Annotated in this window: 8 protein-coding genes, 1 pseudogene and 1 CRISPR repeat array; of the genes and pseudogenes, 1 reads left to right on the forward strand and 8 read right to left on the reverse strand. The window is 66.6% G+C overall.

Going from position 1 to position 15,216, the window contains the following annotated elements:
- Positions 1 to 3: 3 nt before the first annotated feature.
- Both ilvN and CWT12_RS09040 read right to left on the reverse strand, forming a co-directional pair.
- Positions 4 to 515: pseudogene (ilvN, locus tag CWT12_RS09035) on the reverse strand (acetolactate synthase small subunit).
- 4 nt (positions 516 to 519) lie between these two features.
- Entirely contained in the window at positions 520 to 2,304 is a 1,785-nt protein-coding gene (locus CWT12_RS09040; RefSeq protein WP_161924539.1) for an acetolactate synthase large subunit, read from the reverse strand.
- 416 nt (positions 2,305 to 2,720) lie between these two features.
- On the opposite strand from CWT12_RS09040, the gene CWT12_RS09045 reads away from it, so the two are divergent.
- Positions 2,721 to 4,334, forward strand: a complete 1,614-nt coding sequence (locus CWT12_RS09045) for an aspartate:alanine exchanger family transporter (RefSeq protein WP_161924540.1) — start codon at positions 2,721 to 2,723, stop codon at positions 4,332 to 4,334.
- Between the two features lie 648 nt (positions 4,335 to 4,982).
- Positions 4,983 to 7,681: a CRISPR direct-repeat array (repeat unit 36 nt; unit sequence GCCTCAATGGAGCCCGGCCATGAAGGCCGGGAAGAC).
- Between the two features lie 168 nt (positions 7,682 to 7,849).
- Here CWT12_RS09045 and cas2 read toward each other — a convergent pair.
- From cas2 to csb2, 6 genes are read right to left on the reverse strand one after another with little or no spacing between them, the layout of a single operon-like run.
- Entirely contained in the window at positions 7,850 to 8,140 is a 291-nt protein-coding gene (gene cas2 / locus CWT12_RS09050) for a CRISPR-associated endonuclease Cas2 (RefSeq protein ID WP_092532301.1), read from the reverse strand.
- Positions 8,137 to 9,822 carry a CRISPR-associated endonuclease Cas4g/Cas1g gene (gene cas4g/cas1g, locus CWT12_RS09055; protein ID WP_202616185.1) on the reverse strand — a complete coding sequence of 562 codons (1,686 nt, stop codon included), beginning with the start codon at positions 9,820 to 9,822 and terminating at the stop codon, positions 8,137 to 8,139. The genes cas2 and cas4g/cas1g overlap by 4 nt, the downstream gene beginning before the upstream one ends.
- A complete protein-coding gene (locus CWT12_RS09060) occupies positions 9,819 to 10,751 on the reverse strand; it encodes a type I-G CRISPR-associated protein, Cas3-extension family (RefSeq protein WP_161924541.1) in 933 nt (310 codons plus the stop codon). The genes cas4g/cas1g and CWT12_RS09060 overlap by 4 nt, the downstream gene beginning before the upstream one ends.
- Positions 10,748 to 12,874, reverse strand: a complete 2,127-nt coding sequence (gene cas3g / locus CWT12_RS09065; protein WP_161924542.1) for a type I-G CRISPR-associated helicase/endonuclease Cas3g — start codon at positions 12,872 to 12,874, stop codon at positions 10,748 to 10,750. Before cas3g ends, CWT12_RS09060 begins: the two co-directional genes overlap by 4 nt.
- On the reverse strand, positions 12,820 to 13,794 hold the full coding sequence (locus CWT12_RS09070) for a DEAD/DEAH box helicase family protein (protein WP_161924543.1): 975 nt from the start codon (positions 13,792 to 13,794) through the stop codon (positions 12,820 to 12,822). The genes cas3g and CWT12_RS09070 overlap by 55 nt, the downstream gene beginning before the upstream one ends.
- The gene (gene csb2 / locus CWT12_RS09075; protein WP_161924544.1) at positions 13,791 to 15,215 is read right to left on the reverse strand and encodes a type I-G CRISPR-associated protein Csb2; all 1,425 of its coding nucleotides are present in this window, start codon (positions 15,213 to 15,215) and stop codon (positions 13,791 to 13,793) included. The genes CWT12_RS09070 and csb2 overlap by 4 nt, the downstream gene beginning before the upstream one ends.
- Position 15,216 lies beyond the last annotated feature (1 nt).

Genomic DNA, 15,216 nt, shown 5'->3' on the forward strand with positions numbered 1-15,216 from the left:
TTCTCACTTCTCCTTGAGTTGATCGGTGATGGAACGGGGGCCGCGGGAAATCGCGACCGCACCGGACTGGACGATCTCCTTGACCCCGTGGGGGCCAGGGCGTCCAGGAGGGCCTTGACCTTGGACTCCGAGCCTACGGACTCGATGACCACCGAGGTTGGGGACACGTCCACGACGTGCGCCCGGAACAGGTCAACGATCTGCAGCACGGCGGTCCGGTTTGAGTCGTCGGCACGCACCTTAATCAGGTACAGCTCGCGCCCGACCGAGGTGTCCGGGTCCAGCTCGACGATCTTGATGACGTTGACCAGCTTGTTCAGCTGCTTGGTCACCTGCTCCATGGCCGGGCCCTCGGCGTCGGCGATCACCGTGATGCGCGAGATGTCCTCGTGCTCGGTGGGGCCGACCGCCAGGGAATGGATGTTGAAGCCACGGCGGGTGAACAGGGCCGACACGCGGGTGAGCACGCCGGGCTTGTTCTCCACCAGGACTGACAGCGTGTGCTTCTCGCTCACGGTCTCACTCCTCCTCCCACGCCGGGCTCATGCCCCGCGCGTGCTGGATCTCGTCGTTGGACACGCCCGCGGCGACCATGGGCCACACCTGGGCGTCGGCGGACACGATGAAGTCGATGACGACGGGCCGGTCATTGATGGCGTTGGCCTGGGCGATGACGTCGTCGACGTCCTCGAGCCGCTCGCAACGCAGGCCGACGGCCCCGTAGGCCTCGGCGAGCTTGGCGAAGTCGGGGATGCGCTCGGTGCCGGCACCGGTGTGCAGGTCCGTGTTGGAGTAGCGCTCCCCGTAGAACAGGGTCTGCCACTGGCGGACCATGCCCAGGGACGAGTTGTTGATGATGGCGACCTTGATGGGGATGTTGTTGAGCGTGCAGGTCGCCAGCTCCTGGTTGGTCATCTGGAAGCAGCCGTCGCCGTCGATCAGCCACACGGGCCGGTCAGGGCAGGCCTCCTTCGCCCCCATGGCAGCCGGCACTCCGTAGCCCATGGTGCCGGCGCCGGCGGAGGTCAGCCAGGAGTGGGGCTGGTTGAAGTGGAGGTAGTGGGCGGCCCACATCTGGTGCTGGCCGACGCCGGTCACCCAGATGGTGTCCTCCGCGGCCGCCTTGTCCAGGTGGGTGATGACCTCCTGCGGCTGGAGCAGTCCGTCGTCGGTGTCGGTCCAGTCGGTGGGGTAGGTGGCGCGAATGTGGGCGACCTCGGTCAGCCACTGGTCGATTTCGGTGCGCGGCTCGGCGGCGAACTGCTCGCGGCAGGCGGCGGTCAGCGCGGGCACGACATCCTTCAGGTCCCCCACGATGGGGATGTCCGCGGAGCGGATCTTGGAGATCTCGGCCGGGTCGATGTCCACGTGGATCACGGCGGCGTGCCGGGCGAAGGTGTCCGGCTTGCCGGTGACGCGGTCGTCGAAGCGGGCGCCGAGGGTGATGATCAGGTCGGCGCGCTGCAGGGCGCCGACGGCGGCGACGGTGCCGTGCATGCCGGGCATGCCCAGGTTGAGCTGGTGGTCGGTGGGCAGCACGTCCAGGGCGGTCAGCGTCGTCGTGAAGGGGGCGCCGACGAGCTCGACCAGCTCCTTCAGCTGCTCAGCCGGCACGCCGGCGCGGCTGAGGCCACCACCCAGGTAGAAGACGGGGCGCTCGGCGGAGGCGATTGCCTCCGCGGCCTGGGCGATGCGCCGCTGGTTGGGTCTGCCCGGCAGGCTGTAGCCGGGCAGGTCCATGCGTGGGGGCCAATGGAACTCGGTCTGCCCGACCTGGGCGTCCTTGGTGAAGTCCAGCAGGACGGGGCCCGGGCGGCCGGTCGCGGCCAGGTGGAAGGCCTCCGCTACGCGGCCGGGGATCTCGTCGGGCGAGGTGACCAGGAATGAGTGCTTGACGAAGGGCATGGTCGAGCCGACGATGTCCGCCTCCTGGAAGGCGTCGGTGCCGATCGCGGCGGAGCCGACCTGCCCGGTGATGGCGACCATGGGCACAGAGTCCATGTGCGCGTCACCGATCGCGGTGACCAGGTTGGTGGCGCCGGGGCCGGAGGTGGCCACGCAGACGCCGACCCTTCCGGTGGCCATGGCGTAACCCTCGGCGGCGTGCCCGGCGCCCTGCTCGTGGCGCACCAGCACGTGGCGGATCTTCTCGCTGGCCAGCAGCGGGTCGTAGAAGGGCAGGATCGCGCCTCCGGGCATGCCGAAGATGTCGGTAACGCCGATCTCCTCCAGGGAACGCACGAGTGCCTGCGCACCCGTCATTACTTGTCGGTCCTGGCCCGGGGAGCCTGTGTCACGAACCATCGTCCGCCCTCCTATCCGTGAGATCCGTTTGCTTACACGTTTACTGACCGGTGTACCGGCCGGTGTGGGAGGAACCGTATGCCGAGCTGCGGGCCGCCGTCGATTTCGCCACCCGTGATCTCACATATTGGAATCACGGACGACGCCGGGGGTCCGCTACCCCCGCTCCGAAACGACCGGGCACAGGACGCAACTTCAACCGGCCGCGGCGGCAGCGTGGGCCGCGGCTCCCGGACGGGCGGCGGCGCTAGGGGCCCCTGCGAGGAATGTCAGATGTCTCTCGTATGCGCGCGGTCTTTGGTCCATGCAGCTGAATCCACGCGGATGCCAGAATGCCCTAGTCAACTGCTCATCTGCGCGGCCGACGGCGCAAGCACCGGCGTCGGCCCAGGACAACTGGAAGGCGGCACCTCCACGTGGTCATCGGACTGCTCAATGCCCTGGCCGAGAACCCTGTACTCATCCTATTCCTTCTAATCGGCGTCGGGATGCTAGTCGGGCGCATCAAGGTCGGCGGGGTCAGCCTGGGGGCGGCGGCCGTCCTCTTCGCCGGGATCATCCTGGCCGCCTGGGGCACTGCCGAGGGCATCGTCATTGAGATCCCCGCCCAGATGGGCACGCTGGGGCTGGCGATCTTCACCTTCGCCATCGGTATCCAGTCCGGGCCGAACTTCTTCCACGTGCTGCGCACTGCGGCCGGCCCGCTCGCGATCATGCTGGCGGTACTGGTGGTGGGCGCAGCGGCCGGCCTGGGGGTGGGCCGCTCGCTGGGAATGAGCCCGGCGATGATCGCCGGGACCTTCGCCGGAGCGCTGACGAATACGCCGGCGCTGGCCGCCGCCGGCGGCGCGGCCACGGCCGCGGGCAATCCTGACGGCATGGCGATCGCCACGGTCGGCTACGCGGTCGCCTACCTGTACGGCGTGATCGGCATGCTGTTCTTCTGCCTATTGGCGCTGCGCTACCGCCGCTCGGACAAGGACGCCCCCTCCCCCCTGGTCAACCGCACCGTGCGCGTTGAGCGCGAGGACGCCCCGCAGCTGGGGGACATTGCCGAACGCGTCAGCGGGGAGATGAAGTTCTCGCGCCTGCGCCGCGGCGAGACGGGCCCCATCACCCGCCCGACCCCGACCGACAAGATCTACAAGGATGACCTGATCACCGTCGTCGGCACGCAGGACGCCGTGAACCAGGTCATTCACGAGATCGGGCACCCCTCCTCCCACTCCCTGATCGAGGACCGCCGCTACCTGGACTTCCGCCGCATCACCGTGTCCGACCCCAAGCTTGCCGGGCACACCTTGGCAGACCTGGACGTCGACCACCGGTTCGGCGCCACAATCTCCCGGGTGCGCCGCGGGGATGTGGACATGGTGGGCACCCCGGACCTGGTGCTCCAGCAGGGCGATCGTGTGCGCGTGGTCGCGCCGACCAGCCGGATGGCGGAGCTGTCCAAGTTCTTCGGCGACTCCGCGCACGGCCTGTCCTCCATCAACCCGGTGGCGATGGGGCTGGGTATGGCCGTGGGGATCGTCATCGGTGAGTGGGCGATCCCGCTGCCCGGGGGATCCACGTTCTCCATTGGTGCGGCTGCGGGCACGCTGATCGTTGGCCTGGTCTTCGGCCGCATCGGCCGTGTCAAGGGGTTTGTGACGGCGATGCCGTTCACCGCGACGGCGGTGCTCTCCGAGCTGGGGCTGCTGGTGTTCCTGGCGCAGGCGGGTACGCGCGCGGGCGGGCAGATTGCTAACGCTTTTACGGGCGGCGATTGGTGGAAGATCCTGATCACCGGTTTTGTCATCACGACGATCGTGGGCTTTGGCATGTATGCGTCCATGCGGTGGATCGTGAAGATGGGCGGTACGCGCCTGTCCGGCCTGCTCGGTGGCCTGCAGACGCAGCCGGCGGTGCTGGCGTTCGCCAACGAGCGCACCGGCGCGGACCCGCGTGTGGCGCTCGGCTACGCCATGGTCTACCCGGTAGCGATGATCGTGAAGATCTTCATCGCCCAGTTCCTGGGCGGGATGTAACCCGTCCGGGAAGCGAACCGCGACGAGTACTAAGTACGGCGGAGGGCCCGAACCGCAGGTCGGCGGTTCGGGCCCTCCGCGTTGGCACCTTGCAGCGGGCGCGCGTCTGCGCGAGCGAGCGGGACAGAGCGACCGACGGAGGTCGGCCTGCGGCATCGGGTTGTTCCAATGCCGCCAAATGGAGCCCGGCCACTAGGGCCGGGAAAGAGCGTCATCTGCAAATTCGCAGGTAGGACCCTCGCTACACCTCAATGGAGCCCGGCGGCAGAACCGGGAACTTTACAGGCACAGCCTGCCGAACTATACCTGCATACCTGACTCTTCTATGGGCTCTGTTCCATGCGTGCACCGACTACGGCATGAAGCCCAGCAGAACGCTCCGGGCGACCACCTCGCAGCCGTCCAAGGCGTTGACGTCAACGCCCCGACAATGTCGCGAGCAGCGCCACTACGGCCAGGATCAGTGGTGGAATGTTATCGACGACAGTCTGCCAGACCTGCGCCTTGTGCTTACTCTTCATCCTTTTGGCCTTGTGACGCCGACGTGAAACGTCGGCTCGATGAACGCCCTGACCGACCATCACAACCTACCTCCTTTCACCGTTCGTAGCCAGGGTAATATATACAGGCAGCTCGTCGTCAACCGCTACGCCTACGGAGCCCGGCCATGAAGGCCGGGAAGACTCGGTCGCCGCATCGGACAGCTGGATGATCTGGTGGCCTCAATGGAGCCCGGCCATGAAGGCCGGGAAGACCCGAAGGCCGACCCGCCCAACTCCTCCCCCACCACGCCTCAATGGAGCCCGGCCATGAAGGCCGGGAAGACCAGTACGTCGGTGTCGTCGTGGCGGCGTGCGAGGAGGCCTCAATGGAGCCCGGCCATGAAGGCCGGGAAGACGACCCTGCGGGTCACAGTCGTCTCCTCCACGCCACTGCCTCAATGGAGCCCGGCCATGAAGGCCGGGAAGACGGACTTCCGGTTCTGGAAGTACTGGTCGTCAACCACGCCTCAATGGAGCCCGGCCATGAAGGCCGGGAAGACCTGGATCAGGCGGGCGAGGTAGATGCCGGTCCCGCCGCCTCAATGGAGCCCGGCCATGAAGGCCGGGAAGACCGCCTGCACGCTGTCGACGGAGGCCCGCCCATCGTGGCCTCAATGGAGCCCGGCCATGAAGGCCGGGAAGACCTACGTCGAAAACCTCGGTCTCGCATTAGCCACGAGGCCTCAATGGAGCCCGGCCATGAAGGCCGGGAAGACGTCCCGCCCGAGCTGCGCCGCTTTGAGACGGTCCTGCCTCAATGGAGCCCGGCCATGAAGGCCGGGAAGACCCAGACACACACGCAGAACCGCGGCAACGCACGAGGTGCCTCAATGGAGCCCGGCCATGAAGGCCGGGAAGACCGCCTGAGGGATGTTAGCGGTTTCAGGAAGGTCGCGGCCTCAATGGAGCCCGGCCATGAAGGCCGGGAAGACGTACGTCATTGCCACAGCGATCGCTGCACCAGTCAAGCCTCAATTGAGCCCGGCCATGAAGGCCGGGAAGACAGGTCCGCCTCAACGAAGACGGCTACTTCGAGAATATGCCTCAATGGAGCCCGGCCATGAAGGCCGGGAAGACCCGGTGCTGCGTGGATCGCGACCCTAGCGGCGCTACGCCTCAATGGAGCCCGGCCATGAAGGCCGGGAAGACCGGCTACTTCGAGAACAACCGACCTGCCAATGCCTGCCTCAATGGAGCCCGGCCATGAAGGCCGGGAAGACCCAGGCGCACAGGGCCGTAGCGCAAAAACTAGCTGGCCTCAATGGAGCCCGGCCATGAAGGCCGGGAAGACTCACGACCACCACTAGCAAAGCAGAGGTGCCACAAGGCCTCAATGGAGCCCGGCCATGAAGGCCGGGAAGACCGCACCCTCCTGTCCTGGCTGACGCCTGAGCGCAGGCCTCAATGGAGCCCGGCCATGAAGGCCGGGAAGACACCACGACGGCGGTAACCTACGCGGTTGCGTGCGGTGCCTCAATGGAGCCCGGCCATGAAGGCCGGGAAGACGCAGCACTGTGCGCCGCCGTGCAGCTGATCGAAGAGCCTCAATGGAGCCCGGCCATGAAGGCCGGGAAGACCGCCACCAACCAGTAGTCGCCGAGGAGCACATTGTGCCTCAATGGAGCCCGGCCATGAAGGCCGGGAAGACTCGATCTCGTAGATTGCGTCCTCGACCCGGGTCAGGCCTCAATGGAGCCCGGCCATGAAGGCCGGGAAGACACGGCTTCAGCACGCAGGTCTACTTCTACAGCGCGTCGCCTCAATGGAGCCCGGCCATGAAGGCCGGGAAGACACGAGCACCTACCGGAGGGATTCGAGGCCTTTGTGACGCCTCAATGGAGCCCGGCCATGAAGGCCGGGAAGACCTCACAGCGCGGACAGTGGTCCTTGACGTAAATGTCGCCTCAATGGAGCCCGGCCATGAAGGCCGGGAAGACGGCCTGGTCGGCCAGGTAGTCGCTGATCTCTGAGACGCCTCAATAGAGCCCGGCCATGAAGGCCGGGAAGACGTCCGTGTCCGCTGACGGCACCACCAGCGCCACCCCGCCTCAATGGAGCCCGGCCATGAAGGCCGGGAAGACTCCATCTGTCACGGTATGCGGCGTACCTGGTCGCGATGCCTCAATGGAGCCCGGCCATGAAGGCCGGGAAGACCAATTCGACCCTGTGCCCCTGGACGGCCGCGGCGTCGCCTCAATGGAGCCCGGCCATGAAGGCCGGGAAGACGCGGTCATCGATGAGTTCGACGACTCCAAGGATGCAATTGCCTCAATGGAGCCCGGCCATGAAGGCCGGGAAGACCGGCAATCGACGGCGGCGACGACCTGGTGACGCCGCTGCCTCAATGGAGCCCGGCCATGAAGGCCGGGAAGACAAACAGGTGGTACGGCCGCTACTGGCCCGTCGAAATGCCTCAATGGAGCCCGGCCATGAAGGCCGGGAAGACCACCCAAGAGATCCACACCCTCACCACGGTGGGGGAGCCTCAATTGAGCCCGGCCATGAAGGCCGGGAAGACGTTTAGCTGCTGCCCACTGTATACGGGGTCAAGCCAGCCTCAATGGAGCCCGGCCATGAAGGCCGGGAAGACCCACGAGGACCAGTCCTGGTGCTCCCGCAGCTCGTCGCCTCAATGGAGCCCGGCCATGAAGGCCGGGAAGACACGCGTGTCTCCGCTGCATGATAGCTACGTGCGAGGCCTCAATGGAGCCCGGCCATGAAGGCCGGGAAGACCACCGAGCCCGTCGATGGCGTGCAGGCGGATGCGTGGCCTCAATGGAGCCCGGCCATGAAGGCCGGGAAGACAGCTCGCGGATTTTGCCGCGGCTGGTCAAGGATTCTACGCGGTCTCGCGAGCGCTGCCGCAGAAACGGGCAAGTGAATCGTGTCCGCTGGTCCGCCGACAACCAGAAAACCCTGTCATACCGCCCTTTCGAGCACTCCCCTGGGATCGGGGCAGCACCGGAGCACTCGCTAAACAATCTGGGCCCCCTGAGTGGGCAGACCCGCACGCCTACCGACGAACGTGAAGCGGTCCTCCCCCAGTTCGCCGAGGTCGACGATCACCACCGAGTCCTCGTCTAGGTTCATGATCTCCTCACTGTCAGCCCTTAAGTGGACCAGCTCGGTCCGGTTCAGGTCGCAGATGAACACAGAGTACTGGAGCCGTTCGCCGTTGGCCTCCATAAGCTTGCAGATCCGGCGCAGCCGCCCGGGCTTGCGGATGTCGTACGCGATGAGATATCGGCGTCGGTTCGTCCTCATCTAGTCACCATCGCCGTGTAGTCATCCAGCTCCCCCAACATGACCGCACCGAGCACCCGTGCCTGGATGTCCATGACGCGACGATAGCTGGCCTTGTAGCCGAACTGCGGGTGCGTAATCTCCTGCTCCAGCCTCCGCTCATAGGCCCTGAGCACGGCCTTGCGGCCACTCGCCTCCAGCATGCATCCGCCGGCCCGACTCTGAAAGTCATGCGGACCGACTTCACCGTTGTTTAGCACCTGCAGCACCACGCTCTCTGCTACCAGGGACCGAAACTCCTCCGCCAGGTCCAACGCGAGCGCAGGACGCCCGAACCGGGGCTTATGGAACATCCCGTAGTAGGGGTCGAAGCCGATCCCCATGAGCGTGACAGTCAGGTCCTTAACCAGCAGCGTGTAGCAGAAGGACAGCAGTGCGTTGAGCGGATCCTTCGGCGGCCGCCGCGTGCGCCCGTTCTCCTGGAAGTCCGAGACGTCCACACGTGAGTTCTTCCCGACCATGGCCGAGAAGCTCCCGAAGTACAGGCGTGCAGCCGTCCCCTCGATCCCGAGCAGTTGCTGCGAAGACTCGGCCTGCATCGCCTGGATGGCTAGCTGCTTGAGCTGCTCGCCAACTCGGGGCATCTCGCCACGCGCGTTTCGGCGCAGCATCGTGCGGCTGTTGCGGATCTTTCCGGAGATCATCCGGCGCGCGATCTCAAGCTGTTGCTGCTCGGGCGCTCGGAACTGCGCGATCCGCAGGTCCACGTTCTTACCCGGCAGTCCTTCGGCAATGCCGGAGAACCAGCCCCCGTAGCTGAACCACAGCACCGGGATGTCTCGCGAAAGCAGGGTCCTGGCAGCCTGGGCGGACACCGTCACGTTCCCAAAGACGCACACCTGGCTTACGTCTATCAGGCGATAGCTGGCCTTCAACTCGCCCGACAAGCGCACCTCCAGCCGGTCGCTTCGCACGCCGACCACCGCACCTTGCAGCGTCACGTAGACCGGGCGTCCCTCCAGAATCGGCGCCATCAACCGCTTCAGCGGTCTGCGCTGCTTCGGAGGCGTCTGCAGTGCGTCCAGCTCATCGGGCAGACAGATGCCCACCAGCGAGCAGCGGGCACACTTCGGGCTGTCACGCATCGGTGGGGGCGCCGACGGGTCGGACGCCACCCGCCACGCACGTGTCACGGTGTCGGTGATCTCCTGCAGCGCCGCATCGTCCACGGTGATGTGGACGCGCTGCCGGGTCTCGGCGTACCAGATCTCGGCCCGCTCGACGGCGTAACCCTCCTCGCGCAGCAACAGCGCCTGCACCAGGGACTGCACGCGATCACTGGGCCAAGCACCACCATCCTTGTTGGGGTGTCCCTTCTTGTAGTCGACCGGGACGACGGTCCCGTCCCCGCCGTCCTCCACGAGATCCAGCCTGGTAGCCAGCCCGAGCCTCGGTGAGGACAGCGACACGGATCTGGCGACCCGCCCGTTCCACGCCTCGGACTTGTCCGGCAGGTCCCCCGCCTCCCGGTCAACAACCCGGTGCAGGTACAGCCCCTCCTCGACGTCGTCGCTGGTGGCGAATTGCTGCTGCACCCACTCCAGGTGGAACAGCCGTGGGCAGTACACGAACTCATTCAGCATGCGTGCGGGCACCGTCTCCGGCAGTCCCGGCAGGTCAGGCCTGATGGTGTTGATGCTCATGACACTGTCACCAATACGCCCGCGGACTTCTGACCTTCCGCCTTACGACGATGCGCACGGCATACATGGAAGATCCCCATGACGCGAAGCTTGTCCTGCTCCACCGCATCCCACTTTCCGTCCAAGACCGGGTCCTCAACCAGTGCCTTCACCGCCGCCAACCCCAACGGCTCTCGCCACAGAGGCAGTCTCAGTTCAGGAGCCGAGCGGCGGTCGTCACGACCGACCGGCTGACTGTGCCACCCACTGGTGCGGACCTGCTGTCCGGCCGCCGTGGTGGTCCAAAGCGGGTAGGACATGAGCGCTAGCCACGTCGCCCCGGGCACGCCGCGCATCTCGGCCTTGCCTCTGCCGTCCTCGCCGCTGTCCCAGTTGGCGCGGTGATCCAGGTACTCGCCGGTTACGCCAGGCACTCTGCGCCAGCCGATTAGCGCCTGACGCAAATACTCGGGCTCGGACTGCACCAGCCGCAGAGGCTTCTCCAGCATTGTTGCCATGGACTGCTTGCCTGCGGGCGCAGTGAACTGGCTTATCGCACCGCGCCCCTGGGGGTCAGCGACTAGGTCGGTCACGAGGCTGGCGAGCCACCTCTGCACCACGGGCGACGGAGTGTCGACGCCGAACCGTTCGTACAACTGCCCCTGTTTCAGCCGTAGCTTGTCAGGCGCTTCCCCGGGAGGCGGGAAGCCCGGAGGTCCTCCGGGCACCACCACGTCCTCGGGCATCTCGGCGACTAGTTCCGACAGCTCCTCGACGACGGCGTCTATCGATGCCAGTATCGAGTGCAGTACCGGGGCGCGGTCATCCGGGTCCCAGGACAGGCGAGCGTCGTCGTCGGCGAAGTCATGGATCAGCCGAAACGTACCGATGGCGGCAAGAATGGCCAGCGGTGATTCGCCGATCAGTGCAGGAAACTTGACTTGGCTCATGATCCCTCCGATGAAATAGTCATATCGGCGCTGCGCACCACTGTCTCAAGCAGCGCCAGGCCCCACCGGCCGTAGCGATCAGTGAGCCTGGCGAATCGATCCGCGTCTGCCAGATGCAACTCGACCGGCAGCGGAACCTCGACGGCGACCTCACCAATCGCCGCCCGAAGCGCACCGTCTCCCCGGTCGTCAACGGGTGGCAGGAAGGGACGGGCATGGCCGTGGTGGCTGGACACGAGATGCCGCAGCAGCTCGACGTCACCCGGGTAGGGCTCGACGAACCCCTCCAGGTGGGCGGCGACGATCGCCTCAGACCAGGCCTCGTGGCTGGCGCCGCTGGGCAGGCCGCTGCGCCGCCGGGCGCGTCTATACCGGCCCCGGTCCCCGGGCGGCATGCCGGACTTCGCCAGCGGCTCCCGGGCGAGCTCCGCGGCAATTCGGGAACCGTCGAACAGCATGGCTTGGAAACGCATGTCCACTTTGCCCAGGTCGTGCCAGCGGGCAGCGTCTACGACGACGCGCCGCAGCTCCTCCGGCAGCCCCAGGTTAGTTGCGATCTGCCGGGCACGTTCTCCTACCGCCGCCAGGTGCGCCGCCAGGGTCACGCGCCTGTTGAGGGTGGAAGTGCCCGCCTGGTCCTCCTCGCTGACGGCGCGCCATGGCACTGATGACGCGGCATTGCCGCCGGCGTGGTCTCCGCTCGTGCCGACGGTCCGCCAGTCGTCTGCCGGAGCAGTACCCCGCAGCACCGGAATCAGTTCCCTCGAACCAGCGGCGGAATGCCCAGGTCTCCTGTTCCGACGGCGCCGCTCCACACCGGTTGAGATGAGGGCGCCGCTGTGCTCAAAAGCGTTCTGCAAGCACTCGATGTCCTCCGGCGTCCAGGGATACTCGGGGGCGCCGGACGAGCCCAGCCACTGGCGTGCCGCCTCTACGAGGGCGCCCTGACATGCGTCACGGTCCTCCGGCTCCTCCGCGTTCCGCCAGTCGGCCACCAGTTCCCGCAGCCTCTCAAGAGGCGGCAGGCCCAGTCGGCTCCCCGGGTCGGAGTCCAGGCGCAGAATGGGCTGCCCACGTCGCAGGGAGGCGAGTTCGGAGATGTCCTTTACGGGCGCCTTGCTGGAGGGGTTCCAGCCGAAGCGGTCCAGGCCGCCGTACTCGCACGGAACGACGATCGTGTCTCCCGGCCGCAATTCACGAGCGGTGATCCACCGCCACTGATCGTCGGAGCCGCGGCGCAACACCTGCAGATTGGCATTGCCTTCATTGTCCTTGAAGGGGATGTCATCGAAGCCGTCGTAGTCGTCGACGTCGGCCATGGTCTCCGACTGGCCCTGTTGCAGCCAGGCACGTGCCGCCATGAGCGAGATCTCTATACATTCCTCGCTGCGCACCGGCACCGACTCCACCACGGCTCCCGCATGATCTGGGGGCAGCAACTCAGGGTCGCCCTCGGCATTCTCACCGCCACTCCTGATCTCTAGGCCGTCGCGCCAGGCGATGGTGATCCGGGCGGCGGCCTTGTTGATGCCGTGCAGGTACGGGTCCAACGGCGGATCGTTTACCGGAGCGGGATTTGTCCTCGCCCAGGCGTCCAGATGAGCGGGCAGTAACAACGGCGGCAGGGGCGGCGGCGAGATCAGGTCTCTCGACACGTCCTCCTGCAGATGGCGCAGCGCCAGCGGAGAAACGTCAAGCCCGTTCTGCGCGATCCTTCGCAGAAACTCGGCCGTAGCCACCTTCGCCGGTCCATATACGGAGGGCTTCTTGGCGCGGTCCTCCACCACTGTGATGGAAGCGGAGGCACGATCTCCTCGCCGGTTGACCCGGCCGAAGCGCTGCACCAGGGCATCCCAGGAGGCGGTCTCGGTGACCATGTCCGTGGCGTCGAGGTCGATGCCGACCTCAATGGTCTGGGTGGCCACCAGCACCGCCTTGTGGTCGCCTGGTTCCCGGCCGGCGCCGAACAGCTCGGTGACCCGCGCAGCGATCCCCTCCCGGTCCAGTGGGCGCGAGCGCCCCATGAGCAGCAGTACCTCAACGCCGTCCAGCTTCGTTCCGCCGGTTGTCAACGCCTCGAACACTTCCCGGGCCCGGGCGACCGTGTTGCACACCACCAGCACCCGGTGGTCCTTGGGCCCATTGGGGAGTCATCGGGCGTCTCGAACCGCTCGTGCTTCTCAAGGATGTCCCGTACCTGGGCAGCCATCTCCTTGACGATCTTCTTCTCCGTGGAGTCGACGAGCGTCAGGGGCTTATGCGCGGTCAGCCTCTGCGCGGCGGTCATATTCCGTAAATGCGCGTCCTCATCGAATGACGCCTCCCAGGCACCGAGCTCCTTCCCGGGCCTCTCCGCACTCGTAGCACTCAGGTGAATCACCGAGCTCTCCGGCAGCCCCAGCTGGCAGGTCCGGTCGGCCTGACGGGCGGACGCCAGCGAGGTGGTGAAGGCCTGTGCCAGGTGGGCCTCGTCGATCATGATGACCGAGTCGGTGCCCACGAGCGCGGCGTCGATGGGCCGTCGTCCTTTGCTGACCCCGTATCCGCGGAAGAACAGGCGGCTGCCCACCTGGTCCACGGTGCCGGTGATTATGGCTGGCAGGTCGGGACGCGGCAGCCAGGCGGCGTCCCAGGTCGCCCCGCCGCGCATCTTCACCACCCGCAGTGCGGCCTCGCTCTGCGATGCGCCGAACAGGCCCCGAAGTCGCCGAGCAACCTCGAACACGGTTCCTTCGGTTGCGCTCTCCAGCTTCTCGGCAATGCGCTTACCGTGGGCCTCGGCCTGGTCGACCACAATGCGCCTGTCCACCACCAGGAATATGCGACGGCGCCCCAGGCCTGCGGGGGCCTCGCCTCCGGCGCTTAGTGCCAGGAGGAACACGGCCACGTCCAGCATGGAGGTCTTGCCCAGACCCGTGGGTACGTCAACCAGTGCTGGCCAACTCCCCTTTTCTACGGCCTGCTCGACCACCGCCGACTGCCAGGGGAAGGGGTCATGTCCATGCACCTCCCGCATGAACTTCTCGAAATCGGTGACATTCATTGCTGCTCCTCCTCATATTCGGGAGCGAACAGCCCGACACCGAAGTAGCGTCCCGCACCGGCCAGAATCGGCCCCCTGACGGGGCGATCGAAGGTGACACGCGCATGCGTGTACAGGCGTCCCTGACACCGCTTGGGCAACTCCTGCGGTCTCAGCCGCACCGCCCCGTACACCATGGGCTCCTTGCTCACTTCGACCTCACGCGGCTCCGGCAGGCCGGCGTTGACGAAGGACTCGGCCACCGCCGCGGCGAGGTCGCGGTCCTTCGGGTAGCGGTCCAGCACCAGGGGCGTGGCCGTGGCCCACGTCCGCGCGGGGAGCGTCCAGCGCTCGACGGTGGAAGTGAAGGGCCGTGTCTCGTCAGGCGCATACCGGAGCCGAAAACTCTGTCTGAATCCGTTGACACGCAGCACGACATCCCGTTCCGGATCCTCCCCGAGGATGCCGCGCAGAATGCGCAGGCGTTCGTCATGCTCCAACCCCGGAATGCTGACGGCCAGAGCCATCAGCTGTCCGTCTGCGTGCTCATTGCCCACGAAGGGTAGCCCCAGGTAGGCGACATGCGGCAGTCCGGGGGTACCGTGGCCGTGCAGTGCGGGAGGCAGCGGGTTCTCCGTCTGCCCCATGACCTTGCGGCGCAGGGCCTCGGTGAAAATGGAAACCAGATGGCCGGAGGGACGCAGCTCCTCGAATCTGAGAATGACCAGGTCTGGGTAGGGGGAATCGAAGTCGTCCACCGCAGAGATCTCCTCGCTGCTCTCGTCACTGGTCTCCGCCGCCCCGACTTCACGGTAGAAACGGCGCGCACGCGGGCCGGCGGCCTGCCATGCGGGTTGATCCTCCCGATACAGGGCGTTGAGCTCGTCGAGGTAGCCGGGGTAAGGCACCCGGATACTCAGGGGGCTACGCCCTACCGTCGGCTCATAGGTGGTCAGGCCCGGCAGCGGCGTCGGCTCCCCCACCCGGCTGAAGGCGAGCGTTGCCGACGACGTCGAGCGGCCGAGGTACGGCACGCGCCGGGCGAGGCGGTCGAGGTCGGCCACCGTGCCATCGGAAAGTGCGTCCCCATCCGGCCAGTCGAACTGGACGCGGGCGTCCTCAGGCAGGGTGCTGGTGCGCTGCCGCAAGACGCTGGTGCGTCCGGGGTGGGTCTGATGCCCGCCCTTGTTGTCACGCACGTTCTTCACGACGTATCCCCGAGAATGCCGCGCACCCACCGCGGCGGTGGGGGACGCATGTATCAGCGGCGGCGCCAGGCGCTCCAACTCCTCCAACGGTCCTAGTTCATCCTCACCGGCGACGGCGCGCAGGGCGGCGAAGGCCCGGGCCGGGTGGGGAGGCCACTCCGCGGCACGCGGGTCCTCCCCTCCCCCGGCGTCGTAGCGCTCGCTCAGGAGCGTGATGTCCAAGCGGAGGGTCATG

The sequence above is a fragment of the Actinomyces sp. 432 genome, from assembly GCF_009930875.1.
GTDB lineage: Bacteria > Actinomycetota > Actinomycetes > Actinomycetales > Actinomycetaceae > Actinomyces.